This is a genomic window from Paenibacillus sp. JQZ6Y-1 (assembly GCF_040719145.1).
Classification (GTDB): Bacteria; Bacillota; Bacilli; order Paenibacillales; family Paenibacillaceae; genus Saccharibacillus; species Saccharibacillus kandeliae.
Window position 1 is genome coordinate 1,540,357 of the sequence record NZ_JBFDUZ010000001.1, and the last position, 26,586, is coordinate 1,566,942.

At 46.5% G+C, this 26,586-nt stretch carries 22 protein-coding genes; 16 read left to right on the top strand and 6 right to left on the bottom strand.

The features are described 5' to 3' along the window. Positions 1 to 42: 42 nt before the first annotated feature. Positions 43 to 1,329, bottom strand: coding sequence for a helix-turn-helix domain-containing protein (locus ABXR35_RS06755; RefSeq protein ID WP_367057240.1), 1,287 nt, complete (start codon positions 1,327 to 1,329; stop codon positions 43 to 45). A gap of 302 nt (positions 1,330 to 1,631) precedes the next feature. Between ABXR35_RS06755 and bglX the strand changes: the two genes are divergently transcribed. From bglX to ABXR35_RS06770, 3 genes are all read left to right on the top strand, one after another. Continuing rightward, positions 1,632 to 3,887 carry a beta-glucosidase BglX gene (gene bglX, locus ABXR35_RS06760; RefSeq protein ID WP_367057243.1) on the top strand — a complete coding sequence of 752 codons (2,256 nt, stop codon included), beginning with the start codon at positions 1,632 to 1,634 and terminating at the stop codon, positions 3,885 to 3,887. A 992-nt stretch (positions 3,888 to 4,879) separates the two neighbouring features. Next, positions 4,880 to 5,737 carry a BglG family transcription antiterminator LicT gene (gene licT, locus ABXR35_RS06765; protein WP_367057246.1) on the top strand — a complete coding sequence of 286 codons (858 nt, stop codon included), beginning with the start codon at positions 4,880 to 4,882 and terminating at the stop codon, positions 5,735 to 5,737. 191 nt (positions 5,738 to 5,928) lie between these two features. Continuing rightward, on the top strand, positions 5,929 to 7,857 hold the full coding sequence (locus tag ABXR35_RS06770; RefSeq protein WP_367057249.1) for a beta-glucoside-specific PTS transporter subunit IIABC: 1,929 nt from the start codon (positions 5,929 to 5,931) through the stop codon (positions 7,855 to 7,857). Between the two features lie 490 nt (positions 7,858 to 8,347). On the opposite strand, the gene ABXR35_RS06775 is transcribed toward ABXR35_RS06770, so the two are convergent. Both ABXR35_RS06775 and ABXR35_RS06780 read right to left on the bottom strand, forming a co-directional pair. Continuing rightward, positions 8,348 to 9,649 (bottom strand): oligosaccharide MFS transporter, encoded by a 1,302-nt coding sequence (locus tag ABXR35_RS06775; RefSeq protein ID WP_367057252.1) that lies wholly within the window; start codon positions 9,647 to 9,649, stop codon positions 8,348 to 8,350. 207 nt (positions 9,650 to 9,856) lie between these two features. Further along, positions 9,857 to 10,831 carry a glycoside hydrolase family 43 protein gene (locus tag ABXR35_RS06780; protein ID WP_367057255.1) on the bottom strand — a complete coding sequence of 325 codons (975 nt, stop codon included), beginning with the start codon at positions 10,829 to 10,831 and terminating at the stop codon, positions 9,857 to 9,859. Between the two features lie 544 nt (positions 10,832 to 11,375). Between ABXR35_RS06780 and ABXR35_RS06785 the strand changes: the two genes are divergently transcribed. From ABXR35_RS06785 to ABXR35_RS06830, 10 genes are all read left to right on the top strand, one after another. Next, positions 11,376 to 11,801, top strand: coding sequence for a chemotaxis protein CheW (locus ABXR35_RS06785; RefSeq protein WP_367057258.1), 426 nt, complete (start codon positions 11,376 to 11,378; stop codon positions 11,799 to 11,801). 527 nt (positions 11,802 to 12,328) lie between these two features. Continuing rightward, complete coding sequence (locus ABXR35_RS06790; RefSeq protein ID WP_367057261.1) at positions 12,329 to 13,024, top strand: phospholipase D-like domain-containing protein; 696 nt, start codon at positions 12,329 to 12,331, stop codon at positions 13,022 to 13,024. 246 nt (positions 13,025 to 13,270) lie between these two features. Further along, positions 13,271 to 13,837: a GNAT family N-acetyltransferase gene (locus tag ABXR35_RS06795; protein ID WP_367057264.1), complete on the top strand. Its 567-nt coding sequence runs from the start codon at positions 13,271 to 13,273 to the stop codon at positions 13,835 to 13,837. 12 nt (positions 13,838 to 13,849) lie between these two features. Continuing rightward, entirely contained in the window at positions 13,850 to 14,317 is a 468-nt protein-coding gene (locus tag ABXR35_RS06800; RefSeq protein WP_367057267.1) for a GNAT family N-acetyltransferase, read from the top strand. 14 nt (positions 14,318 to 14,331) lie between these two features. After that, complete coding sequence (locus ABXR35_RS06805) at positions 14,332 to 14,877, top strand: GNAT family N-acetyltransferase (RefSeq protein ID WP_367057270.1); 546 nt, start codon at positions 14,332 to 14,334, stop codon at positions 14,875 to 14,877. Positions 14,878 to 14,890: 13 nt separating this feature from the next. Further along, positions 14,891 to 15,430 carry a GNAT family N-acetyltransferase gene (locus ABXR35_RS06810; protein WP_367057273.1) on the top strand — a complete coding sequence of 180 codons (540 nt, stop codon included), beginning with the start codon at positions 14,891 to 14,893 and terminating at the stop codon, positions 15,428 to 15,430. 1 nt (position 15,431) lies between these two features. Continuing rightward, positions 15,432 to 16,136 (top strand): response regulator transcription factor, encoded by a 705-nt coding sequence (locus ABXR35_RS06815; RefSeq protein WP_367057276.1) that lies wholly within the window; start codon positions 15,432 to 15,434, stop codon positions 16,134 to 16,136. Beyond that, positions 16,133 to 17,596, top strand: coding sequence for a sensor histidine kinase (locus ABXR35_RS06820; protein WP_367057279.1), 1,464 nt, complete (start codon positions 16,133 to 16,135; stop codon positions 17,594 to 17,596). The genes ABXR35_RS06815 and ABXR35_RS06820 overlap by 4 nt, the downstream gene beginning before the upstream one ends. Before the next feature lie 175 nt (positions 17,597 to 17,771). Continuing rightward, complete coding sequence (locus ABXR35_RS06825; RefSeq protein WP_367057282.1) at positions 17,772 to 18,584, top strand: PepSY domain-containing protein; 813 nt, start codon at positions 17,772 to 17,774, stop codon at positions 18,582 to 18,584. Between the two features lie 458 nt (positions 18,585 to 19,042). Beyond that, entirely contained in the window at positions 19,043 to 19,678 is a 636-nt protein-coding gene (locus tag ABXR35_RS06830; RefSeq protein WP_367057285.1) for a PepSY domain-containing protein, read from the top strand. Between the two features lie 227 nt (positions 19,679 to 19,905). On the opposite strand, the gene ABXR35_RS06835 is transcribed toward ABXR35_RS06830, so the two are convergent. Then, positions 19,906 to 20,088, bottom strand: coding sequence for a hypothetical protein (locus tag ABXR35_RS06835; RefSeq protein ID WP_367057288.1), 183 nt, complete (start codon positions 20,086 to 20,088; stop codon positions 19,906 to 19,908). Between the two features lie 325 nt (positions 20,089 to 20,413). Further along, on the bottom strand, positions 20,414 to 21,478 hold the full coding sequence (locus tag ABXR35_RS06840) for a LacI family DNA-binding transcriptional regulator (RefSeq protein WP_367057291.1): 1,065 nt from the start codon (positions 21,476 to 21,478) through the stop codon (positions 20,414 to 20,416). A gap of 749 nt (positions 21,479 to 22,227) precedes the next feature. On the opposite strand from ABXR35_RS06840, the gene ABXR35_RS06845 reads away from it, so the two are divergent. The 3 genes from ABXR35_RS06845 to ABXR35_RS06855 are packed head-to-tail and all read left to right on the top strand — an operon-like array spanning position 22,228 to position 25,711. After that, the gene (locus ABXR35_RS06845; RefSeq protein ID WP_367057294.1) at positions 22,228 to 23,520 is read left to right on the top strand and encodes a sugar ABC transporter substrate-binding protein; all 1,293 of its coding nucleotides are present in this window, start codon (positions 22,228 to 22,230) and stop codon (positions 23,518 to 23,520) included. Then, complete coding sequence (locus ABXR35_RS06850) at positions 23,520 to 24,872, top strand: carbohydrate ABC transporter permease (RefSeq protein ID WP_436669324.1); 1,353 nt, start codon at positions 23,520 to 23,522, stop codon at positions 24,870 to 24,872. Before ABXR35_RS06845 ends, ABXR35_RS06850 begins: the two co-directional genes overlap by 1 nt. Next, on the top strand, positions 24,869 to 25,711 hold the full coding sequence (locus ABXR35_RS06855) for a sugar ABC transporter permease (RefSeq protein WP_367057297.1): 843 nt from the start codon (positions 24,869 to 24,871) through the stop codon (positions 25,709 to 25,711). The genes ABXR35_RS06850 and ABXR35_RS06855 overlap by 4 nt, the downstream gene beginning before the upstream one ends. A gap of 111 nt (positions 25,712 to 25,822) precedes the next feature. On the opposite strand, the gene clpP is transcribed toward ABXR35_RS06855, so the two are convergent. Next, positions 25,823 to 26,404 carry an ATP-dependent Clp endopeptidase proteolytic subunit ClpP gene (gene clpP / locus ABXR35_RS06860; protein WP_367057300.1) on the bottom strand — a complete coding sequence of 194 codons (582 nt, stop codon included), beginning with the start codon at positions 26,402 to 26,404 and terminating at the stop codon, positions 25,823 to 25,825. Between the last annotated feature and the right edge of the window lie 182 nt (positions 26,405 to 26,586).

The window sequence follows — 26,586 nt, forward strand, 5'->3', positions numbered from 1 at the left end:
GCCATCGTTAATATCCCAAACGATTGGCGGGCTTTGATTTACCTAGCTATGCTGATAAACCACTTGATCCTGCAGCACCCGTTCACCACCACTACGCCGACTGCTATATTGCTTCGGCGTCATTCCAACCACCTTTTTAAAAATCTTCGTAAAATAACTCTGATCATGAAACTGTAGCATCGCCGCAATCTCCGCTAGCGCATAATCGGAGCGTACCATCAACCGCTGTGCTTCCTGCACACGAATCTGCTGTAGAAACTCCACTGGCGATACACCCGTCTCCTTTTTAAACCGCCGAGACAGGTAGTCCCCGCTCAATCCTGCTACTTCTGCTAATTGCTCCAACTGCATCGGCTCATACAGATGATTGAACATATAATTGCGACATACATTCACTTCCACCGAATACTGCTGCCGCTGACTTTCCAGCACTCGATCCACGAAGTCGGTATGACACTTCCGCAGCACATCTTGCACCTCCGCTGGGTTCTGGCATTCCTCTACTGCCTGAATGTAAAAGTCACTCAGCGTATACCCAATCTCTGGATTCACCCCGCCATCCATCGCTGCTCGTGTAGCAAGTGTAATGGAGCAAATCGCCAAATTTTTCTCACTCCGCAGCAGGCTTTTTTTGGATAGAACGCCCAGCTTCTCTGTAGGAAATCCCAATTCCCAGCGCACTAGATCTTCTTTACGCCCATCGCGAATATATTGCATAAAGATTTTCTCCATCTCCGGGTTATGATGATACGTCGTTTGTGGATAATGCTCGTATTCATCGTAAGGCGAAGGGAGGGAGGGTCGCTGTGTCGCGGGTTGAATATGAATATGCAGATTATGCTGAATGACCGCTGCAATATCGAGTTGCTCCTGATACAGCATATAATGGATCATCACCGCTGCATTATAGATACGTTCCTTGGAGATCAGCGGTACCTGCTGGTAAAAATCTCGAATCACATCCTGCTGTCGAAACGACAGATGATAGTCCCGAATAATCCCGCTAATCAACTCATCCGGCACAATCGCATGGAAAAAAGGTCCGGCAATTAGCGTACCTTCATCCTGATCACCATCCATCAACGGCACGGTCAAATAATGCTCTAGCACATTGGTCGCTCGGACTGCTGGATAGTGATCGTTTTCCGTTACCCGTGTCGCTAGCAATGCTAGCGTTTGTTCGCGGCTATCATAGATTGGATTAAACGGACGCGACGGATGCTGCTCTAGCAGTTGCCCCTTTTGATCCACGATATAGAGAGTAACCTGATATTCGGTATGAATGATTTTAAGCAAAAAACGCAATGTATTCCCAAATGACGTTTGCATTGTTATATCCTCCGTTGTGATAAAACACGCAAGCTATCCATCTATCATTTCTCTGGTAAGTCTTCCTTATGCAGACCAGTATATTGATCCACCATCCAGAATGTACAAGTTCTGCAATAAAGTGAAAGATTAGATTGTCGATGGAGCTTAGCTTGTGTATATTGTCTGTTATTTTACCAAAAAGAAAGGAATATAACCATAAAATGAATTCGTAAACGCCTACATTAGTACTGTAAGCTGTATCAACCTGCAATACTGGATACAGCAGGTTCACTTATATTAACGAAACGAGGATGATCTCAATGACAAATGTACAACATACGGATGCTCAGGAATTGGCGGCACTTGTAGCGCCTTATCATAAAACAGGCGTAACGCCGCGTAGCGAAGAAAATATCACTGCTGCGGTTGAGGAACTGCTGGGTCAGATGACATTGACAGAGAAGATCGGTCAAATGAGCCAGTGTGCGGATTCGGAATTTGCGTTTGGTGCAGATGTAGAAGCCGATCCGACCGATATTCTGGTGCGCGAAGGACGTGTTGGTTCCATTCTGGGCGCATTCAACAGCCGCCGTACCTTTGATCTGCAAAAGCTATCTGTTGAGCAATCCCGTCTACGTATTCCACTGTTATTCAATGCAGACGTAATTCACGGCTACCAAACCATTTTCCCGATTCCGCTCGGTTGGGCAAGCAGCTGGGATCTGGAGCAGATTAAACATGCATGTGTAATCGCTGCTCGTGAAGCGACAGCATCCGGTATCACTTACAACCATGGACCGATGGTTGATATTACGCGCGATGCCCGTTGGGGACGTGTTATGGAGGGTGCAGGGGAAGATCCATACCTCGGTTCCTTGATTGCCAAAGCTCAAGTCGAAGGCTTCCAAGGAGAAAGTCTGTTTAGTGAAGAAACGCTGATCGCTTGCCTGAAGCACTTTGTCGCGTATGGTGCATCCGAATCCGGTCGCGATTACAATACCGTGGATATTTCCGAATGGACACTGCGTAACGTGTATCTGCCACCGTTCAAAGCAGGTCTGGAAGCAGGCTCCGCTTCGGTTATGAACGCATTTAACTTCTATAATGGCGTACCAATTGCTGGTAACAAATTCATTCTGAATGATCTGCTGCGCAAGGAGCTTGGCTTTGACGGTATGCTTATCTCCGACTATGGCGCGGTGGATGAAATCTATATTCATGGGGCTGCGCGTGATCGCAAGGAAGCAGCACGTATGTCACTGGATGCAACGATGGATATTGAGATGGTGACACAGCTGTATGAGCAATACTTGCCTGAACTGATCGCTGAAGGTAAAGTGGACATCGCACAGGTAGATGCTGCCGTTCGCCGCATCCTGACCTACAAATACGTAATCGGCATCATGGACGATCCGTTCCGCTATATCCGTCCCGACAAAGAAGCCGAGTATCATTTCCATCCAGAGCATTTGCAAGCGAGTTTGGAGCTGGCACGCAAATCGATTGTCCTGCTCAAAAACGAAAATCGCATTCTGCCACTGTCCAAAACGGGCGTACTGAATGGCGACAGCACCATTGCGCTGATCGGTCCATTTGCAGATAGTAAGGATCTGCTTGGTGCATGGCAATTCTCCCGCTATGGCGAACAAACGGTAACCTTGCGTGAGGGTTTCCAAGCCAAAGGCATTAAGGACGAGCAATTGCTGTATGCACAAGGTAGTGCCGTGAACGAAGCGATCTCCGGTGGTATCGAGCAAGCGCTACAAACTGCTCGTCAAGCCGATGTAGTCGTACTGGCACTAGGCGAAGACAGCGAAATGTCCGGCGAAGCTGCATCCCGTATGGATATTACGATCCCAGCACCACAGCAAAAGCTGGCAGAAGCCATCGTCAAGCTGGGCAAACCAGTCATTCTCGTACTGACTAACGGACGCCCACTTGTACTGGACTGGTATGAGCAACATGTCGATGCCATCGTCGAAACATGGTTCCTCGGCTCCCAAGCAGGTCACGCGATTGCCGATGTATTGCTCGGCGATTACAACCCATCTGGCAAGCTAACCATGAGCTTCCCACAACATGGCGGACAAACGCCGATTTACTATAATCGCTTCAATACAGGACGCCCAGTAAATGACCAAAACAAAGACGAGAAATACATTTCCAAATATCTGGACGGTCCTAACGATCCACTGTACCCATTCGGCTACGGTCTGAGCTATACCAACTTTACCTATTCCGCGTTGAAGCTGGATCGCGATATTATCAAACGCGGCGAATCTATCACCGTGCGTGCTACTATCACCAACACCGGTAACGCCGCAGGCGAAGAGACCGTACAGATGTACATCCAAGACCTGTACGGCAGTACCGTTCGTCCAGTAAAAGAACTGAAGGGCTTCCGCAAAATCCAACTGTCTCCAGGTCAAAGCACACAAGTCGAATTCACCATCACCGAATCCGACCTGCAATACTGCAACGCCCAACTCCAATGGGTCGCAGAAGAAGGCGAATTCAAAGTCTTCGTCGGCACCAACTCCAACGAAGTCATCGAACGCACCTTTGAACTGATTTAATATTCCATATGATTAAACAGGATATGGACCGCTCATTCAAGCCATCCATATCCCCCAAACCAATCAACAAGCACACCAGCAACACAATCTATACCATATCAACATCGAACCAACCCAAAAGGGACAAAGACTGCCATCCTCAATCGCAGTCCTTGTCCCTTTATTTGAGCAATATACAAATATATGTTAAATTAAAACACATACCCTAACCCAAACAATGAAAGCGAGGAATCCCCATGAAATCCCAACGATCAACCTGGTTACTGCCCGCATCTATCATGATCATCCTAATCCTATTCGCGACCTGGTTAACAATAGCTATTCTAATAAGAACCATCTCCGCAGCCGCCTAATCTTAGCCCTAAATCCAACCCACCCAATCCATCCCTATCAACAAATAGCAATTCGACCCATATCAAAATAAAGCAAATACATCTATACCACCCAAACTCAAATTAAAAACCTAAATCTAAAAACTAAAAAAAGCAAAATTAAAAACAAAGCCAAAACCAAAAACTATACGCCACCAAGCAACTTCTACATAATTCCCACCCAACAACACGCCGCCTAATAAAGCACTCCCCAAACCATTCTCTAAACTACCCCAGCCACCTCACTCCTCAACACCCAAAATCTTTCCCTACCACAACCCCCACAGTATTGTGAGTGCGGCGGAGCGGAGGGGGAGGAAAAATGCCAAAAGGTCGACTTTGGAGAGTGGAGTTTTTACCGCTTATTTCCTCATCTGTAAAAACTCCACTCTCCATCGGAGACCGTTGGCATTTTCCTCCCCCGTAGCGGTCCCCGCCTCCAACCCCATCCCCCCAGAAAAGGCTTACAAAAACGGTTGTCATTTTATGTCGCCTATGTTAGTATAAAAATATAGAAACCAAAACACGGATTGTTACTGAGTAATCAGGCAAAACCGAAACTGACCGAAGTGTCAATTTTGGTTTTGCCTTTTTGAGCATTCATATAAAAAGGTGATGAAGATGAGAATATCGCAGGTTCTGAATAACAATGTCGTCACCGTTGTAGATTCCGGCAAACAGGAACTGGTCGTTATGGGTCGAGGCATCGGATTCAAAAAGCATCCCGATGACTTGGTTGATGAGACGAAGATTGAAAAGGTATTCAAGCTGGAAAATAAAGAGATTTCAGACAAGCTAACCGCATTGCTATCGGACATTCCGATGGAGTATGTAGAATGCTCAGATGAGATTATCCGCTATGCACAGACCGTACTGGGCAGCCAGCTTCATGACAGCATCTATATTTCGCTCACCGACCATATCCATTTTGCGATTGAACGGCATCGGCAAGGATTGGAAATCAAGAACGCACTGTTATGGGAAATCAAAAAGCTGTACCGCAAAGAGTACTACATTGGGATCAAGGCACTCCAGATGATCGAAGATATGCTGGGCGTCTCGCTTCCCGAAGATGAAGGCGGCTTCATTGCGCTGCACTTCGTGAATTCTCAGCTCAACGGACAGATGAGCGAAACGGTCAGCATGACGAACATCGTCAAAGATGTGCTGCGGATCGTAACCCGCCATTATGTGATTGAGCTGGACGAGGAATCACTGAATTATTTCCGTTTCCTCACACATCTGAAGTTTTTTGCGCAGCGTGTTATCAGTGGCACAGCAAGCGAGCAGGGGGATAGCCCACTGCACGATATGGTCAAAAATCAGTATCCACAGGCATATGCCTGTGCGCTGAAAATTCAGGATTACACACGCAAGATTCATCAGCGTGATCTATCCAATGAAGAACTGCTGTACCTGACCATTCATATTGAGCGGGTCACCAAAAAGGAACATGCAGATTCATCGGAAAGCAATTGAATACCGGCTAGAGGGATTGTTACTTTGGGTAGGCAAAACCTAAATGTCGAAGAATGGTACATCATAACGTGTGAGCTTCAAGCGCAGATGGCATCATTCCTCCGCATTTAGGTTTTTTTATATCCAAAAATGGATCAAAAACGAATCAAGCAACATACAATGCAGAACAGTACGATAGAGGAGTGTTGATTGTGGATAAAGCAAAAGTAGCACAGGATGTCCTAACACTGGTTGGTGGCGAGCAAAACGTAGACCAAGTGACTCACTGTATGACGCGTCTACGGTTTAACTTGCGTGATGATAACAAGGCAGACAAAGCGCAGCTGGAGAAAACACCTGGCGTCATGGGGGTTATGAAAAACGGCGGTCAATTTCAAGTGATTATCGGCAACGAAGTAGCCGGTGTATACAAAGAGTTGACGGCAAACATGTCCGGCGGCGGTGCCAAAAAAGCACCGGTCGAAGGCGCAAGTCCTGAGAAAAAACGCAATGCCATCAGCGCATTGTTCGACTTTATTTCCGGTATCTTTACACCGATTTTGCCAGCGATTACCGGCGCAGGGATGATCAAAGGGATTGTAGCGATTCTAGTAGCACTCGGCTGGATGTCCAGCACCAGCTCCACCTATATCATTTTGTCGGCGATTGGTGACGGAGCGTTCTATTTCCTGCCGATCATTCTAGCGGTTAGTGCTTCTCGCAAGCTCGGCAGTAATATGTATATTGGCGCAGCCTTAGCTGCTGCGATTATGCACCCGACTATTACAGCACTGCTGTCTTCGGGTGAAAGTGTAAGCTTTGCCAGCATTCCAGTTATTGCAGCAACGTACTCGTCGACGGTGATTCCTATCGTCATCGCCATCTGGATTGCATCCTATGTTGAAAAAGCAGTAGATCGCATTACGCATTCTTCTATTAAATTGCTCGTTGTACCGACCGTTACACTGCTGGTGATGGTTCCATTGACCTTGATCGCCATTGGACCACTGGGTTCGATTATCGGGAATGGGTTGTCTGGCGGTATCTCTTGGTTGTTTGATAATATGTCGATTGTTGCAAGTATTCTGATTGGCGGTACGATGTCTTTGCTGATCATCACAGGTATGCACTATGCACTGCTGCCTATCATCGTTGGTTCCATGACATCGCTTGGTTATGATTTTATTATCCCATTGATGTTTGCAGCGAACTGGGCACAAGCAGGTAGCGCCTTTGGTGTCGGTCTACGTTCCAAAAACGGTAAAACCAAATCGCTCGGTTTCTCAACTGGTCTGACCGCGGTAATGGGGATTACAGAACCAGCGATGTATGGTGTCAACATGAGATTCAAAAAGCCGTTTATCGCCGCTTTGTCTGGTGGCGCTATCGGCGGTGCATTTATGGGTATTTTCCATGTCAAAGCTTATGTTATTACCGGTCTAGTTGGTCTGCCGAGTGTAGCAGCATTTATTAGTCCATCCATCAGCACATTGATCTATGCACTGGTAGGCGGTTTGATTGCATTGGTTGCAGCCGCAGTGATTACCTATATCATTGGTATCCAAGAAGAAGTGCAGCAAGAAGCAGAGGTACAAGCAGTAACAGAGCAACCGTCTACTACTGTTACCGAACAGGCAAATGCAGTAGCAGCTACTCTGATTGAGAACGAAACGGCTCCACGTACGATGAAAGCTACGCAAATTCTTAGCCCAATGAACGGTAAAGTGAAGCCGCTGAGCGAAGTTCCTGACCCTGCATTTGCTGAAGAAATCATGGGTAAAGGGGTAGCAATTGAGCCATCTGAAGGACGTGTCGTATCGCCAGTGAACGGTACCGTATTCTCAGTATCCAAAAGCGGTCATGCGATTGGTCTTGTTAGCGAAGATGGTACCGAAATGCTGATCCATATCGGTATCGACACGGTGAAGCTAAAAGGGAAACATTTCACTCCACATGCTCGTTCCGGTCAAGAGATCAAAATCGGCGATCTGCTGATGGAGTTTGATCTGGAAGCTGTACGCAGCGAAGGCTACGCGACCATCACCCCAGTTATCGTAACGAATATTAACGATTACAACCATCTGGATCGTGCTGACCATGTACAGGTTCAGCAGGGCGACCTGCTTTACAAACTGAACTAATTCAGGACGCTTCCATCGAAAGCATTAACAAAACGCCAAAAGCCTGTAACCAAGACGCATCAAGAATGCGCGTAGGTTACAGGCTTTTTTAGTTTCATGGGAATACAAGAAATACAGAAATGTACAGCAGTATCAAAAATGGTATACCTACGACAGATTCATAGGCAGCTGTGCTGAATGAGTATACTACGATTACAGATCGCCGCTGAACATTTTGATCACGACAATACCGCCCCATACAATCACAATACCAAGCGCTGCGTACAATCGGTCTTTTACAGATGGATTCAATGGTCTAACTCCTTTGTTCAGTTTGTTTAACCTCACATCATATGACCACATTGTACCAGAATGACAGCATGTCGCAAGGGGATTTGGGAAAAAAGAATGAACGAAAATTGGAACAATGCCATAGATTATAAAATGGAGAAAAGCCGCCCCCTATTGTGACAGGATAGGGGGCGGCTTTTTTTGCTAATGATTATAAATCTTATACTTTCGATACGCTCATGGCAGGCGACGCTTTGGTGGAGGCGCTATTCGCTGCTCCGACTGGATCACGACGTCTGCGATCATTGGACAGTCCGAAGATGGAAATGATCGTAATGATCAGAACGATGGCACTCAGGAAATAATACGTATTTTGAAAACCAATATTGGTATACATCTGACCGGCAATACTAGAGAAGATGACGATGGCTGCCTGTTTGGCAAAGTTGAACGCTAGCAGATAGATCGTTGCCGACAGACGTACATCAAACACACCGGTAATGTATTTGAAGATGGATACGAGCAGCAGTGGCATTTCGACTGCGGCAATCAGACGCAGCAGCGACAGGCTAATGGTATCGGTTGCAACAGCGCTTCCAAAGATACGGATAAAGGTCAGCAAGCCGAAGAGCAGCAATCCATTTTTGGCACCAATACGATTGATAATCCATGGCATAAAGATCATCAGTACTGCTTCAATGGCTGTTTGCAGGGATACCAGTTCACTGAAGCGCTGGGTACCAAGCTGAGTCGTTGGGAAGAACTGATTGTAATAGTTCGGGAACTGCTGGTCAAACACATCGTATACACTTGCCGTACCAACAATCAGCAAGGAGAGGAACCAGAAGTTTTTCAGCTTGAAAATGGAGAAGACTCGTTCCTTCGTAATCTCGCTTCCGCCATCGCCTGGCTCTGCGGCTTCTGCTGCTGCGGAGGAAGGATCTACTTTAACCGTTTTCAATAAAATGCCGAGAATGGCAGCCGAACCAGAAGCAAACCAGAAAATGCTGATCGGATTGGCTAGATACATCATACCGCCAATCAAAGTTGCCGTTGCACCTGCGATGGAACCGAACAGGCGAACACGACCATATTCAATCGAGCTGGCACGACTGGCGCGCTCGATATAGGCTTCAACTACACCAACCCCCGCTTGGAATACTGCACTGAGATAAATACCACCGATGATAGCACCGACCCAGATATTATATTTCAACAACGGGATAAACAGCCAAGTGAAGAATGGACCCATTAATAGCGCTGCAATCACAACAAACCAGAACAGGTTTTTGCGGAAGCCGAGCTTATCGGAGATGACGCCGAAGAATGGTTGATAGCATAGTGCAATCAGCGAGATTGCCGAGAAGATCAGTCCGGTATGACCCGCATCCAGTCCAGCCTCTTCCTTGAGCCAGATTGGCAAAAAGGCAAGTACCACTGCCCAGATTAAGAAGTAGAAGAAAAACAGACCGCCAAAGTTCCAGAAGTTCCATTTTGGTAATTTCAGATTACGTATATTCATGATGATGCCTCCCATCCACAGTACTGCTGCGCCGTTTCATGTATGTAGGGCGAGCAGTGAAGCTTATTTGGTTACTCCGTATCAAGCATAATAGGGGCTGCCGTTCGTTGTTAGTCAGAATAATGCAGGACCAACAACCGACGGCAGCCTACAATCAAGCATGTGCTGCATGTGACGTATGGATATTGTTGAAAATGAGCCGATTACTCAGGAGTGAACGAAGCCTTCATCCGGTACTGGCTTGCCAAAGTTCGGCGTGCCATCTTGGTTCCATGAGATCAGCTGTGCACGAGTATGACGGTTCGGATCGTGCAATGGATCGCCAACGATCTCCGTGTAGTTGCGGGCATGATAGATCAATACATCATGCTGATCATCCTCAGTACGCGTGAAGCTGTTATGACCCGGACCATATTGACCGTTTTCCGGTGCGCTGCGGAAGACAGGCTGCTCTGATTTGTGCCATGAGTTGATGTCCAGCAGATCGCTGTTCTCGTCGGCAGTGAGCAGACCCATGCAGTAGTTGATATCTGTTGCACTTGCGGAATAGGTGATATAGATTTTGCCGTTCTTTTTCAGCACAGCAGGACCTTCATTAACTAAGAAGCCGACAACTTCCCAATCCAGTTCCGGTTTGGTGAGCATCAATTGAGGTCCTTTGAGTGTCCACGGGTTCTCCATTTCGGAAATGTACAGATTGGAGTTGCCTGGAATATCATACTGACGCTGTGCCCAAACGTAGTACAGTTTGTCGTTGTGCTGGAATGTCGTTGCATCCAATGCGAACGATTCCCACTCGGTAACAACCTGTCCTTTTTCAACCCATTCTCCTTCCAATGGATTACTGGAACCGTTCTCAATCACATACATACGATGGTTAAATGTATCATTGACTGGATGGTCCACATTCGCAGCGGCGAAATAGATGTACCATTTGCCTTGAATATAATGAATTTCCGGCGCCCAAATGAGCTGGCTCATTGGACCTTCGTCATGTTTGTGCCATACCGTAACGGCAGGTGCGTCGCCAATACCTTGAATTGTTTTGGAACGACGAACTTCCAGACGATCATATTGCGGCACTGAAGCCGTGAAGTAGTAGTAACCATCCGTATGCTTGTACACCCACGGATCGGCACGTTGTTCAACGACCGGATTTTTGAAAGAGTATTCTGCATTCATACTTGGACAACCCCTTTGAATAAAATGGAATGATGTCGGAACCAACATGTAAACGCCTGCAAAGAACGATTGGAGTAGAGTGAGGATATCTCTGCATCCAACAAAGCTTAGGCGATAGAGACAGATAGCACAGAGAGCCATCGGAATCCTATGTAGATATTTATGCCTGCATCGTCACTCAGAATTGAAGTGCAAATCCGTTTACAGGTAACGCTTACATGTACCGACAAAATAAATGTACGTACAAATATAATTAATATAAATATTAATAATAAATATTTACGTACATGATATGATTAAATCCTAGCACTTTTGCTTGCCGAAATCAACACTTCCACTGAACTTTGCAAAATGAAATCCAATTCTTCTTTTTCTAAAGGTGTAAGCATGTCTGTTTTTAGGCGGAAATGAATAGTATTGTACGTACATCGTTTTTGCGAGAATTTCATTAAAATAAGCACCTAAACAAATAGGTGCCTGCGGTCGATATAAACATATATATCATGGATTTGTAAGCCAGAAACCAGTTGAGGAGCTAAACGCTATGAAAATCGAGCTTATTGTCTTTTACGTGGCGAATCAGCCGTACGCAATCAGCTTTAATGAGATTGAAGAAATCCAAACCTCCAAAAAAGGCACACCGTTGCCGTTTGCCGAAGAATGGCATGAAGGTCTGATCACCATTCGTGGATCGCTGTACCCGCTTGTTAATCTGCGCAAGCTGATGGCTGTCTCTTATGACGGTCCCAAAGATACTGACAAAATGATTTTGCTGCGTCGTGCGCGTGTAGCATTGCTGGTGGATGAGCTGGATAATACCGCAATCATCGACGAAAGCGATCTGCGTGAGAATCCAGAAGTAAACAGCCGCGACATTTTGCCAAATGCCTTTGAAACCGATGGTGGCAAGATCGTTCCAATCGTTAATGTGGAAACGTTGCTGGCATATACACGCAGCTCGTACGTATAAACGAACACAAGGAATTGCAAAACGAGTATAGACAGGGCGCCATTGTTTGGAATCGCCCAGAATGCTTGCTGTGTGAGCTGCCTGAATGCTTAGTGGGTAAGCTAACTGAATGTTGGAAATGGAATCACAAGCTTTGACTCACTACATTATCCTCTGTTTCACCCATTTGTCTCATTATGATGATAGAGGGGATAGAAGCAGGGGATTTTTTGTGTTGAATACCCGGCATACATAAGCCGTTCGTTTTGTGAAATGCAGCTTTATCGTACGTTCGCATGTGCAGTTGAAATCTCGTATAATCAAAGATAATCCTTTCGTTGGCTTTTTGGTTTGTAAGGGTCTTCTATAGGATGAGACTGCTAGACTAGTTACAGTCAAGGATCATCTTAGCGTAACAAACTGTGCCTCCTTGGAGCGGATGGATATCATCACATATCAGAGTTGTACTGTTGGCAGCAAGAGGATGCGGGGGCAGACTCTAGCCATGTCATGCAGCACTGATGATCTCTCCGAAGGGAATGAACACCATGAAACGAAAACAACAAGCTTTATATCCGATCAACGCGTATCCGCAGCGGCGCGGCAAATGGGTATTGCCCGGTGCGATTTTGCTTAGTGGTACCTTGTTATTGAGTGCTTGCAGTTCGGGAACGAGCAATCATAGTACTGGAAGCAGCTCATCAACAGATGCAGGAGCAAGTGGAAGCAGTACAGAGACAACTGTTTCGACAGCATCACCTACATCGGGTGAAACGACCAGCACTTCGACTGCCATAGAATATGCCTTTACCTCGCAGGGACAGGATGCCGAAGGTATGGTGGTCAATGCCATCAAAGGCGCGACGACCTCGATTGATCTTGCGATGTACAATTTATCCCGTGGTAAAATTATTGATGCACTAGAGGAAGCCAAGCAGCGTGGTGTCAATGTGCGCATTATCAGCGACCAATCCAAAGCAAGCACCGCTGATCTGCAACCGCTACTAGATGCAGGCATTCCCATTAAAATCAATACATTTGATGGCAAAATGCATGAAAAATTAATGCTGGTGGATGGTAAAACAGCATTAACTGGTTCGTTCAACTATACAAAAGCATCCAGTGAAGAAAATGACGAGGTTATTATCGCGATTCACGATCAGGCATTGGTAGGCAAATGGGTCACCGTGTTTGATCAAATGTGGAATGATACCAAGCGTTATGCAGATTGGACTGGAGAATAACAGGGCTGGATGATATTGTACCTGTATTTTCGTGCAATGATGGAGTGAAATTGAAGTCGATCTGTTTATAGGCAGATCGACTTTTTGCGTTATGTCGCAGCATGAGGTGTGGAGCTAACGTGGATACGTAGGTAATACCATATCGACACTGTATTTGCGACAGGCTTTTCCAGATCGAATTGTGCTAAACTAGAATAGTCATGATTAATACATTCCAACATTCATACATACAAGGGAGCGGAGCATATGAAAATTGAAGACGTATTTGGACAACTGCCGGTGCTGGAAACGGAAAGACTGATTTTGCGACCGTTGAAATGGGAAGACCGCGAAGATATGTTTGCTTATGGCTCTGATCCAGAAGTGACGCGTTATGTTACTTGGTATACGCATCAAAAAATTGAAGATACAGATGAGTTTATCCGTACGGTTCTCGACAATTACGAAACGGGAAAGCTTGCTCCTTGGGCAGTGGAAGAGAAGGCTTCTGGTAAAATGATCGGTACCGCTGGTTATGTCGGCTGGCAAACTCGTCATTTCCGCGGCGAAATCGGTTATGCACTTGCCCGTCCGTACTGGAATCGCGGCTATGCAACCGAAATCACCAAACCGGTACTGCAATTCGGCTGGGAGCAAATGAAGCTGATTCGTATTGAAGCGAGATGTATGCCGGGCAATATCGGCTCCTCGAAAGTTATGGAAAAGCTCGGTATGCAATACGAAGGATTGCTGCGTAAGCATCTATACGCCAAGGGTAGCTTCCATGATGCCAAAATGTACTCCATTATCCGCGCAGTCGACGATTTCGTTTAAAAGGCTTAGCCGATGCTGTACGAATTGAGCCAACGCAAGATAGATGAAGAGAATCAGCAACAAATCATCTACCTATTGTCCGTATGTATGTGGACAGACGGCGACCATCAGCAATTGCTTCGTAAAGCTTCAGCACAATACGAGCAGTATAGGACTGTACCGGAACGACATCTATACGGTTGGTTAGATGACGATATGGGTGCTTTTGTCGGTGTTTTAGGTATTACAATCCACAATACGAACACAGATGAAAAAGAAGCAACCTGTCATATCATCAGTCATCTGTCTGTATTGCCAGAACTACAGACAAGGGGCATTGGTCGGCGTATGCTGGACGGTTATGTTCAGAAGCATCCGGGTATTGATGTATATGCTGAAACGGATCACGATGCCGTCGAGTTCTATCGGCGTTGTGGATTTGAAATTGTGGCGCTCGGAGAGTATTATCCGGGCGTTATGCGTTTTGGCTGTACACGGTGAGGGGAGAGACGCAGATGGATTTACATGCAAAACAGGGCTTCCGGTCACCGGAGCAGCACAAGGAATCTAAGCAGCAGGTGGAGTTATGTTTATACGATCCACAATATTTGGACGATCTATTGGCATTTGGTCTTCCGGCAGAGCAGCATCAATTTACGGCATTACCAGCAGAGGTGTTATCTATTTCACTGCGCGATCCAGAGCGTCATCCGATCGTCATGGTGGCGGAAGGACATGCGGTTGGCTTTTTTGTGTTGCATGAAGGGGATGGCATAACGACGTATCAATCATATACCGATACGCCGCCGGAGCAGCTTATGCTACTGCGTGCCTTACTGATTGATTATCGTCAACAGGGACACGGCTATGGTAAGCAAGCAATGAAGCAGCTGGGAACGCTGGTAAACAGCCATTTCCCACATATTCGTGAAGTGATTTTAGCCGTAAATGAGAAAAATGAACGAGCATGTCAATTATATTTGGCAACTGGGTTTGAAGACCGCAATATTCGTCGTCAGGGAGCGCTGGGGATGCAGCGAATATTGCATTATTTGATATGACGGGGGAATGGATATGCAGACGACGATTACATTTAATACGATTCAGGAGCAGCATTTGCCTGAAGTCGTAGACATTTATAATTATTATGTTCAACATACAACCGTTTCTTTTCATACCGAGCTGCAAACGGTGGAGCAGATGCGAGAGCAGATTTTGCAGGTGCCAGAGCGTTATCGTTCGTACGCGATTCTAGAATCGACAGATGCAACGCATGGGCAGCAGGAGCAGCGATTGCTTGGCTACATACTGATTACCCGTCACAAAAACAAGCAGGCGTACGATACGACTGCCGAAATTACTGTTTATTTGAAGCCGGATCAGACAGGTAGGGGACTAGGAAGCCAATCGCTAACGTTTATCGAGCAAGCGGCAATGCAGAGTGGGTTCCATACGCTAGTAGCAACAGTCTGTACGGAGAATGAAAATAGCATTCGATTATTTGAACGTCGTGGATATGAGAAATGTGCCCATTTCCGCGAAGTGGGACGCAAATTTGATCGCTGGCTAGATATTGCTAGCTACCAGAAAATCATCGGCAACAAGGAGGAATGAAATGCCTCGCATATTGATTGTTGAAGATGAACATAAAATCTCCCGCCTACTGCAAATTGAGCTGGAGGCGGAAGGCTACGATGTTACCCAAGCTTACAATGGGGCACAAGCATGGGATATGTATCAGGAAGGGCAATGGGATCTGGTGCTGCTGGATGTGATGCTGCCGGAAATGAGTGGAATTGAGATTTTGCGGCGCATTCGCTCGGTTGATTCGGGTATCATGGTTATTTTGCTGACGGCGCGCGATTCGGTCGAGGACAAAGTGGCTGGGCTGGATCTTGGTGCCAATGACTATGTAACCAAGCCTTTTCAAATTGAAGAATTGCTTGCGCGTATCCGTGCTTCACTGCGTCTGCGGGAACAGCAAAGTCAATCCACTGCATCCAATCCGCATGCAGATGGCTGGATGCAGGCAGCGGATTTGCGTCTAAATGAGAGTACGCGTGAAGTAGAGCGTGCTGGACAGTTGGTGGAGCTGACACCGCGCGAATTTGATCTGCTTGCTTATTTGCTGACCAATAAACGACAAGTGCTCAATCGCGACCAGATTTTGGCGGCGGTCTGGGGCTATGATTATTATGGTGATACGAATGTGGTGGATGTGTATATCCGCTATGTCCGCAAAAAGATTGATCAGGGACATGAGCATGACTTAATTCAGACGGTACGTGGCGTCGGCTATGTATTGCGGGAGCCATCATGAAGCTAAGGCATAAGATTCATCTGTATTCGTCTGTTCTATTTGCCTTGCTATTCATCGCCACGAACGTATTGGTCTACTTGGTATTCAGTACATTGACGATTCGTGAACAGCAGAGTCGCATCGAATCGCAAACAACCAAAACAGCCGATAACATCCGTCTGTCCGCGGCGGATACACAGGCTGCCGATCTGCTGCGTGCGTATGTACCATTGGAAGGGATGATTCGAATCGTCACTCAGCAAGGTAGCAATTCCTTGTTGGTTACATCGTCCGGTGAGCAGGAATTATCCAAACGTCCAGTGAGCTATAGCGAGAGTAGAATGTCGGAAGTAGTCACGATTGGCAGTCATCGTTATGTATTTGTCTCTGTGCCAGTAATCTGGAGCGATGGACGTGTCGTCGATATTCAGGTGACTGAAAGCTTGCGGCAGACGGAAGAGTATTTGAATGTATTGGAATTGGTATTGCTGATCGTAACGGGGCTGGCGATGATTCCAGTGTTTCTATCGGGGCAGGTGCTAGGACGGATTGTGATTCGTCCAATTACTGCACTTACGTCGACGATGAAGGATATTCGCCGCAGTGGCAAATTTAAGCGTATCGAGCTACCGGAGCGCTCACGTGATGAGTTGTACGAGATGGGCGAGAACTTCAATCGGATGATCGATCTGCTGGAAGCTAACTATGATAAGCAAAAGCAATTCGTTTCCAACGCTTCACACGAACTGCGTACCCCGTTAACGATTATCGAAAGCTATGCTAGTCTGTTGAAGCGGAGAGGCTTGGATCGACCAGAGCTGTTTTTGGAGTCGGTCGAGGCGATTCATTCGGAAGCGGTACGCATGAAGGAAATGACCGAGCAGTTATTGCTGCTTGCGCGTCATGAGGAGCAGTGGAATCTGACATTGGAGCCAGTTCATCTGCGTCAACAGGCGGAGCAGTTGGCACGCGAATTTCAGCAGGCGTATAATCGTCAGCTGAATATTGCGGTTGATAAGCAATTGGAGCATGATGAGGCACTGCTCGTTATTCAGACCGATGCAGGTAAGCTGCGCCAGCTGCTATTTATTTTGCTGGATAATGCGCGCAAATATAGTAGTGATTCTATTACGCTCCACCTTTCGCTGGATCATGTTACAGATACAGAACTGCCCAAGTCAAATGAGGCGTCAGCACGTGTGTCCCAGCGTAATCGCTGTATTCGTATTACCGACCGCGGTATCGGTATTCCGCAGCAAGAATTGCCCAAAGTGTTTGATCGCTTTTACCGAGTGGATCAGGCGAGAGTGCGACAAGAAACCGGTGGCTCTGGCTTGGGGTTGACACTGGCACAACGGATTGCAGAAGCGCTGGGCGGCTCGGTACGGCTTGAAAGTGTGGAAAACGAAGGGACAACCGCTATCGTTACATTACCTGCAACCGCTGAACATCTTGCTGTTTTCTCAGCGAATTCTAATTAAATGCCTGTATACTGTTTCATAAGAGACGGTATATAGGCGTTTTGGCGTTATGATATAAAATCCGTTCGGTTTCATAATATAATTATTTCGTGATTGCTATACATTTCTTCATAGTATTAGAAGTATCGAATGACAGAGCCAATAGATCAAGGTGCATCAAAGGGGGAAGATTTAGATGAAACAGACCAACAGACGCTGGTGGCTCACAGGGGCGGCTGTGTTGATTATGATAGCTTGTGTAGGCATACTGACATGGAATACGCTTCGTCAAGCACAGCCACAGCTGACCGCGGCTCAGATCAGTGATCGAGTGCAGAAAGAATACCCAGGGCAGATCACACAGATTATTCAGGAAAATGGGATCTATCAGGTACAATTGAAATCGCAGCAGGGCATGTATCTGCTGACGATGGACGGACGCAGTGGAGAGATGCAAACGATCAAACAAATGGAAGCAACTTCGCCCCTCACTGCTGCCGATTCCAATTCCAACGGAAATGCAAGTGCCGATACAGAGCCATCTGGCAATTCATCGTCCAGTGCATCTTCTAATACGAATAGCAATGAACCCAATGGGAGTACAACGAACCATACTCATTCGTCGGATTCCCAGTCGACAGATAGCCAGAGTTCTCCTTCAGCTGAGGCGGCAACAGAATCAAATGCAAAGCCATCCGAAGCTTCCCATTCGTCCAATAGCGAGCAGACGAACGATACAGATTCAAGTGGTTCATCCAAACCATCTAGCTCAAAGTCACCAACTGCCGTTTCCGTAACTGGCGCACAAGCGGAGCAAATCGCCCGTAGTCAAGTCAAAGGCGAAGTGGATGATGTCAAATATGAACACAATTCCAAAAACGGTCAGCAATACTATCTGGTCGAAATTGATACCCCTGATGATCGCGAAGCTGTCGTGCAGATCAATTCCATTACAGGCGCTGTCATGTCAGTGACTTGGGATGATGAAGAGGACGAGGACGATAAATAACAGACTAGGATGCTCAACAGGATATACTGATGATCGTCACAAAGAGAATCAGAGACTTACTATAAAAACCAACCTATATGACATCATGTCAACAGGTTGGTTTTTTTAGATGAAAGCTTCAATGATGTAATATGATCCATCATTCACCACGTATGTAATCTTTCTCATCAATTTCTAATCTGATTATCAGAGTCATCTCATTTGTGGACGTTATATTTATAGCATAGCCCGGCAGGCACAACCGGAATACACATCCCTTCGGTTGCAGCCAGGCAGGTACAGGCAACAGCTTGCAGCATAAAATGCAGCACAGAAATCGTCCCTTCCGGTTAGCAGAACATATCGGGTTCCATCTCCGGCACAGAAGGACGATCTAACACAGAATGAACTGCCTGGTACAGCCATCAGACCGGCTGGAAACTCAAATCAATCCGAATATTCAGAGGAGGAAACACACAATGATGAACAAATGGATGAACCGCAAAGCAGGAATCGGCGTACTTACCGCAGCGATTACACTTGGTACAGCAGGTACTGTAGTAGCTGCAACAAGCAATAACAATACATCAGGTACTACACCTACGAATAACAGCGTGTCCAGTAACGTGATCGGTATGCAACGTGCCGAATCTATCGCTCTACAACGTGTACCGGGTGGAGTGGTAGATAGTATCGAACTGGAACGCAAAAACGGCAAACTGTATTATGAAGTCGATGTAGATCGTACGAATGCTTCCGACGTGGACGTGCATATTGACGCAGTAACTGGTAGCGTAATCCGTTCGGTCAATGATGATAACGACGATGATGACGCGTATGATCGTAGCAACAATCAATCGTCTTCTGCTACAACCAACAATAGCAATCTGAAGATCAAAACTGCGGAGCAAGCTATCGCTGTAGCGAAAACAGCTGTGAACGGTACTGTAACTGATGTAGAGCGTGATCGTGAAGATGGACGCATTCAGTATGAAGTGGAACTGAAATTCACGGGTGGTGAAGCTACCGTTGAAGTCGATGCTGCTACTGGCAAAGTAGTAACGGTCGATAAAGATTATGATGATCATGACGACGACGATTATGATAATGATTAAGAAAAGGTAAGCGAAATGGAATAAAAGCGAATGAGAGCTACATCTAGCGACTCATCAAGCTAACCCATCAGAGCCGTTAGGGGTAACGGCTCTGATGTGCTGCAAGCAGAACAATACTACAGGGTACACCGAATAAGCAAAAAGCCAACATGTCGCTGGCAATAAAGCAATAAACCCTCGATCCGACTTAGGATGGAGGGTTCTTTTAATATAACATCAACAGATGATTATCGAAGCGAATGGTGTTCCAGCAAATCATAACGATTGCGCAATTCAAGGTGGAAACGAATGCTTTCCAGCAGTACAGGATTGTGTTCCTCCTCTGCTTCAGCCAAACGTTCTTCCTTAATGGAATCGGGGCTGCACAAAAATTGCGTCATCCACAGGGATAAATCAGTATCCTTTCTCATGATGGAGCCCTCCTCGTGATCAAAGTCGCTGCCGAAGACCGGTAAGATAGAAACGACCGGAACGGCTTGTATACAGAGCGGGCATCACCGGTAAGGCTGAGGTGTCTTGCCTGTCTGTATATGTATTGTAGCGCCTGATCTTTAATACAATGTGATGACCTCCTTAAAATTACATTAAAATATACGCATTTCTTTGTAAAAAAGCCTTCTTTTCCATCCTATAGGGTAGAAAAGAAGGCTTTTACTATTAGTAGCTGGTCTTTATTCTAGATATATCCAAAGAGCGTCGATATACAACTAATCTGATTCTTATTAGCAGATGATCTTATTGTTGCGGTGAAGATGACCGCGATTCTGGTGGAGAGTAGATAGAGGATTCGCGCAAAACGAGACGATGCGGCACGATATGACGCTGATACACTGGCTCGATGCTGTCCTTATTCTTGTCCTGAATCGCCTGAATGAGCGCCTGTGAGGCGGTATAGCCGAGATGGTAAATACCGATATCGATACTCGTCAGCGGCGGTGTAGATAGCTCAGACAGCGCGATATTGTTAAAGCTGGCAATTGCAATATCATTCGGTACTTTATAGCCCAGCTCATGCAGTCCGCGCAGAATACCAAAGCTAACCACATCATCGACCACGACAAGCGCTGTCGGACGTTCCGGCAGATTCATGAAAAAGGACATCGCCCGATAACCGCTCTCCTGCAAAAATTCACCTTCCACGATCCAATCCTTGCGGAATTCCAACCCAGCCTCTTGCAATGCTTGCTTGAAGCCCTCCATGCGGTCTAGTGATACAACCAGCTCTGGCGGTCCACTTACAAATCCAATGCGGCGGTGTCCCATTTGTATCAGGTGACGGGTAGCGTCGGCGGCTGCCTGCACATTATCTGTATCAACGGTGATCATATTGCTATGCTGCTCACTGCGTCCAACCAGAACAGCTGGAAATTGATTGCGACTCAGAAAATCGACCACCGGATCGTTTTTACGTGAATAGAGCAAAATCGCGCCATCAATCCGTCCGCCATACACAAGACGCGACACAGCATCCACTTCTTCCTGCTCGCTAGAGCCAGAGCTGAGTACGACATCATAGCCGCTTCGATTCGCTTGCGCAACAATGCCGCGAATCAATTCCATAAAGAATGTATTCAAAAATAACTCTTCTGCTGGCTTGGGCAAAATGACACCTAGGCTATGGGTTGTTTTGGAAACGAGACTCTTAGCCATAATATTGGGGTGATAGCCCATGTCCTCCATGATCGCCTTCACTTTCTCAGACGTGGCATGGCTAATGCGTGGATGATTGGACAGCACGCGCGATACGGTAGAAGGAGATACGCCCGCCCGTTTAGCGACATCTTTGATTGTAACTGACATATGTACCTCCTCGAATGATCATCTATAGTATGTAGAGTATGCAGTAGAGCACAGTCTACATAGACTTCCAATATGCAAAAACAAACATGAGTGTTGCTTTCATTATCTCTATTTGACAGCCATTCTGCAATGAAGAATCAGTCAGACCAATGCAGGATGTGTTTATATGGTAATCGAAGTTCAGCATAGGTGTAAACCTTCCATTCATCATAACCTGAATGTCGTAAAATGAAAATATATTGTATGCGAAGCAGATAGACAGAGCATAATAGGGATTATCTGCCCAAAATGGACATAAATCGCTAGAAATGATTTGTGCAAACGTTTTAACAAAAGTGAATTATGAGTTATGATGAATTTGCTTGATTAAGCGTTTCCAATGCGTCATATACATAATTTAATTGGTGTAAATGGAATTTTGTTGGAGGTCGGAAGAGATTTTTACGCTCAATTGAACAAACGTTTGCGCAAATGCTGACATAAACGGTGCTTATTCTGGTTGTGTTATTTCAGAGTGATACCAGAGTTGGGGCAGACCGCCGTATAGATGTAAGCATAGTGATATACGCGTTGTTTGATGATCGTGATCTTTTTGGGATTGCGAGCATGTACAGGCTTTACGACTGCCTATTTGATACATGTTGCTGCAACATATACCTGCATTCCATCTGCCAATTGGCATCGTGATCGTTGTTCGACTGCATATGTGGAAGCGCTATATTGATTACATAACGGAAGGATGAATGAATATGTTACGTCAAAAGTATGGTGCCCTGTTCAGCGCACTTCTCATTGTGCTGCTGTTATTGTCAGCATGTGGAAATGGAGGGAGTACAGGAAGTACGACAGCTGATCCTGCGGGAACGCCAGCAACTGGTGAAGATATGCAAGAGTTGCTGCCTGAGGATGGAGCCAAGCTGACAGTATGGGATAGCGGCGATCAGAAGTCATTTATCGAAGAAGCGGCAAAAGCATTCAAAGAAAAATACAATGTCGATGTTACCTTCGCCGAGTTGGGTCCAGATAAGTCAATGGGACAAATGGTGACCGACGGTCCGGCAGGTGTAGGTGCTGATGTATTCGCTGGTGTGCATGATCAGATCGGACAGGGAGAAGCGGCAGGGGTTATTTTGCCGAATGACTGGTTTGAGGAAGATACACGTTCTCGCAACAGTGATCTGGCAATTCAAGCGCTAACGTACAACAGTATTCTGTACGGCTATCCAAAGTCGGTTGAGACAACAGCTGTGTTTTATAACAAAGATCTGATCGACAGCGTGCCAGCAGATTGGAATGGTGTGATCCAATTCGCCGACACCTTCAATGATACCAAAGCTAATAAATTTGCGATTATGTGGGAAGTAGGAAACGGATATTATGTCTTCCCATTCCTTGGTGGATACGGTGGTTATGTATTTGGCAGCAACGGTACGGACGCCAATGATATTGGGCTGAACAATGAGCAGGCAGTGGAAGGGGCAACCTTTATCCAAAGTCTGAACAAAATTTTGCCACTCAAAACATCCGACATCAACGCTGACATCAAAAAGTCGCTGTTCACATCGAACAAGCTGGCTATGAATATTAGCGGACCATGGGATACTGGCTCACTCAAGGAAGGCGTGAAAAATCTCGGTGTTGGCATGTATCCGAATCTGCCAAATGGTAAGCCTATGACGCCATTCTCTGGTATTAAAGCGTATTTTGTGAACGCATATACCAAATATCCAAACGCATCCAAACTGTTTGCTGATTTTATTACATCTGAAGAATGGCAGTTGAAAAACTTTGAAATGAACGGCGCACTACCTTCCAACAAGGCAGCCGCTGCCAGCAAAACAGTACAAAGCGATCCGATCGCATCCGTATTCTTGAAGCAATTCGAGAATTCCGTACCGATGCCGTCCATTCCAGCGATGGCGCAATTCTGGTCACCGATGGAAGCAGCCATGTCGTCGATCTGGAATGATAACAAAGATCCGAAGCAGGCATTGGACAATCTCGTCAGTCAGATGAAGAGTAACATTTCGACAGGGCAATAATGATGAACAAGGCAGCCATTCATCCAAAACGAACTGCTGGAATGGGGAGCGCAGCGACAGCCGCTGTGCTCTCCGCTGTCATTATGGGTGCCGGGCAGATGTACAACCGCCAGTGGGTCAAGGGCGGACTGTTTCTGCTCGCTGGTCTGGTCAGTCTATACCTGATTCTGAACGGGCTTGCTACCAATCTGTGGGGGCTGGTTACATTGGGTGAACAGCCTGCCCATTTAGAAAAGGTCGGTCGACTGTATCGTAATGTGCCGGGCGACCATTCGATCTTTATGATGATTTACGGTCTGGTGGCGCTGCTGTATATTGTGCTGCTGGCGTGCTTTTACATTGCCAACATTAAGGACGCTTACCGAATCGGTAAGAAGCATGAGCGCGGGATGCAGGTGAACGGTTTCCGTCAAACATGGCGTCTGTTGGGCGATCAGGGCTTTCCGTATGTACTGCTGGCGCTGCCAACCATCGGGGTGCTTGTATTTACGATTTTGCCGATTATCTTTATGGTATTGATGGCATTTACGAACTATTCGGCACCAGATCATATTCCGCCGAAAAGTCTGGTCGATTGGGTAGGATTCCGCACATTTACCAATCTGGTAACACTAGAGGCGTGGAGCCATACATTTATAGGTGTATTGACATGGACAGTCATCTGGGCTGTTGTAGCGACGATCACGACGTATTTTGGCGGAATTCTGGTAGCGCTGCTGATTGAGCAGCAGGGGATTCGGTTCAAGGGCTTCTGGCGCACACTATTCATTTTGCCGTACGCCATTCCGCAGTTTATCTCGCTGCTTATTATGCGCAATCTGCTCAATTACCAGTTCGGTCCGGTCAATCAGTATTTGCGTATGCTTGGATTGGGTGGTGTACCGTGGCTGAACGATCCGTTCTGGGCAAAGGTAACCGTCATTCTCGTCAATATGTGGATTGGGATTCCGGTATCGATGATCCTAGTGCTGGGTGTGCTAACAGCGATTCCGCGCGATCTGTATGAAGCAGCGGAAGTGGATGGAGCGACAGGATTTCAGAAATTCCGCAATATTACGATGCCGTTTGTGCTGTTCCAGACGGCACCGATTCTGATCATGCAGTTTGCGGGCAATATTAATAACTTTAACGTGATCTTCCTGCTGACCAATGGGTTACCAGCGAATGGAGATTATGCGTATGCGGGTAGTACCGATTTGCTGGTCACGTGGCTGTACAAGCTGACGCTGGACAATCAGCGCTATAACTTCGCTTCCGCAATCGGCATTATTATCTTTATCATTATTGCGGCGTTCTCGCTTTACAATTACCGGCGCAGCCGCTCCTTCAAAGAGGAGGATATGATCCAATGAAACAGAAAAAACGCATCAAGCTGGCATTCAGCTATATATTGCTTGGTCTGATCGCTATCGCCTGTGTATATCCGGCGATGTGGATCATTTTATCCTCGTTCAAGGAAGGCGACTCGCTGTACAGTGAAACGTTGATTCCGCAAAACCTGACGCTACAGCATTATGCCGATCTGTTCCGCACCCAGTCTGATAAGGATTTGCCATATGTGAAGTGGTACTGGAATACGCTGAAAGTAGCGGTTAGCAGTATGGTGCTGGGTACGCTGGTACAAATTTTGACCGCGTATGCGATGTCCCGCTTCCGGTTCAAAGGTAGACAGACGATGATGTCGGTCATTTTGATTCTTGGCATGTTTCCAGGCTTTATGAGTATGATTGCTGTGTATGTGATTCTGCTGCAAATGAATCTGCTCAATTCGCCTTGGGCGCTGGTGCTAGTGTATACATCGGGCGCAGCACTGGGGATGTTTGTCGCTAAGGGCTTCTTTGATACGATTCCGCGTGCATTGGAAGAATCTGCACTGCTGGATGGAGCAAGCCATTTTCAGATTTTTCGGCGTATTATTTTGCCACTATCAACGCCGATTATTACGTATATTGCGATTACGACGTTTACGGGCGCATGGGTCGATTTTATTTTTGCTCGACTAATCTTGCGTTCGCGAGAAAATTGGACGCTGGCGGTAGGGTTGTATGAGCTGGTGAACAGCTATTCCAGTACGGAGTTTACGCTGTTCGCCGCAGGCTCGGTGCTGGTGGCATTGCCGATTACAGTACTGTACATGTTCTTGCAGCGGTTCCTTGTGCATGGACTGACAGCTGGCGCAACGAAGGGATAAGTCAAAACAAAAACAAGCCTGCTCTTAGCATCAGGATTCTCATCCTATAGCTGCTGTAGCAGGCTTGTTTGTGTATTCACACCTGTTGCTTGATTGCCTTGATCCGACACCTCAGCATTTGCTGATGATTTTGTCGACTAGACCGTATTCGACGGCTTCTTCGGCACTAAAATAAAAATCGCGATCAGTGTCTTTTTCGATCTTGGCAATCGGTTGACCAGTGCGATCAGACAGCAGTTCATTCAGCTTTTTTCGGCTGCGCAGCAGACGTTCGGCGTAGATCAGCACATCGGACGCTTGACCCTTGGCGCCGCCGAGCGGCTGGTGAATCATAATCTCACTATTTGGCAATGCTAACCGTTTGCCCTTGGTACCACCGACAAGCAGAATCGTGCCGAAGCTAGCCGCCATCCCGGTGCAAATGGTGGAGATGTCTGGTTTAACGAACTGCATTGTATCGTAAATGGCAAAGCCTGCGCTGACGGAGCCACCCGGACTATTGATGTACATATGAATATCTTTTTTGTCATCCTCGGCTGCTAGATGCAGCAGCTGGGCGACGATCAGATTCGCCATCTGGTCTTCAATTTCGCCATTGATCATAATGATCCGGTCTTTCAGTAGTCGAGAATAAATATCGTAACTGCGTTCACCGCGATCGGTTTGTTCAATCACATAAGGGATAGTTGCCATAGGTTTCAGCTCCTAGTCTGCCTGTAAGTAGGCATGAAATGGGAAATCGACCATCAGGCAGATCAGGCACATTCTTGTCTGTAGCCTTACATATCATCGCGAAGGACGGTGCAGGTTTCTCCTATAAAAGGAAGCATGGTTATAGTACAGTGCATGATCGATATAGTATCCACATAGCATAG

Coding starts and splice junctions, on each gene's coding strand:
- ABXR35_RS06755 (WP_367057240.1), bottom strand. CDS start 1,329: ATGCAAACGTCATTTGGGAATACATTGCGTTTTTTGCTTAAAATCATT.
- bglX (WP_367057243.1), top strand. CDS start 1,632: ATGACAAATGTACAACATACGGATGCTCAGGAATTGGCGGCACTTGTA.
- licT (WP_367057246.1), top strand. CDS start 4,880: ATGAGAATATCGCAGGTTCTGAATAACAATGTCGTCACCGTTGTAGAT.
- ABXR35_RS06775 (WP_367057252.1), bottom strand. CDS start 9,649: ATGAATATACGTAATCTGAAATTACCAAAATGGAACTTCTGGAACTTT.
- ABXR35_RS06780 (WP_367057255.1), bottom strand. CDS start 10,831: ATGAATGCAGAATACTCTTTCAAAAATCCGGTCGTTGAACAACGTGCC.
- ABXR35_RS06785 (WP_367057258.1), top strand. CDS start 11,376: ATGAAAATCGAGCTTATTGTCTTTTACGTGGCGAATCAGCCGTACGCA.
- ABXR35_RS06790 (WP_367057261.1), top strand. CDS start 12,329: ATGAAACGAAAACAACAAGCTTTATATCCGATCAACGCGTATCCGCAG.
- ABXR35_RS06795 (WP_367057264.1), top strand. CDS start 13,271: ATGAAAATTGAAGACGTATTTGGACAACTGCCGGTGCTGGAAACGGAA.
- ABXR35_RS06800 (WP_367057267.1), top strand. CDS start 13,850: ATGCTGTACGAATTGAGCCAACGCAAGATAGATGAAGAGAATCAGCAA.
- ABXR35_RS06805 (WP_367057270.1), top strand. CDS start 14,332: ATGGATTTACATGCAAAACAGGGCTTCCGGTCACCGGAGCAGCACAAG.
- ABXR35_RS06810 (WP_367057273.1), top strand. CDS start 14,891: ATGCAGACGACGATTACATTTAATACGATTCAGGAGCAGCATTTGCCT.
- ABXR35_RS06815 (WP_367057276.1), top strand. CDS start 15,432: ATGCCTCGCATATTGATTGTTGAAGATGAACATAAAATCTCCCGCCTA.
- ABXR35_RS06820 (WP_367057279.1), top strand. CDS start 16,133: ATGAAGCTAAGGCATAAGATTCATCTGTATTCGTCTGTTCTATTTGCC.
- ABXR35_RS06825 (WP_367057282.1), top strand. CDS start 17,772: ATGAAACAGACCAACAGACGCTGGTGGCTCACAGGGGCGGCTGTGTTG.
- ABXR35_RS06830 (WP_367057285.1), top strand. CDS start 19,043: ATGATGAACAAATGGATGAACCGCAAAGCAGGAATCGGCGTACTTACC.
- ABXR35_RS06835 (WP_367057288.1), bottom strand. CDS start 20,088: ATGAGAAAGGATACTGATTTATCCCTGTGGATGACGCAATTTTTGTGC.
- ABXR35_RS06840 (WP_367057291.1), bottom strand. CDS start 21,478: ATGTCAGTTACAATCAAAGATGTCGCTAAACGGGCGGGCGTATCTCCT.
- ABXR35_RS06845 (WP_367057294.1), top strand. CDS start 22,228: ATGTTACGTCAAAAGTATGGTGCCCTGTTCAGCGCACTTCTCATTGTG.
- ABXR35_RS06850 (WP_436669324.1), top strand. CDS start 23,520: ATGATGAACAAGGCAGCCATTCATCCAAAACGAACTGCTGGAATGGGG.
- ABXR35_RS06855 (WP_367057297.1), top strand. CDS start 24,869: ATGAAACAGAAAAAACGCATCAAGCTGGCATTCAGCTATATATTGCTT.
- clpP (WP_367057300.1), bottom strand. CDS start 26,404: ATGGCAACTATCCCTTATGTGATTGAACAAACCGATCGCGGTGAACGC.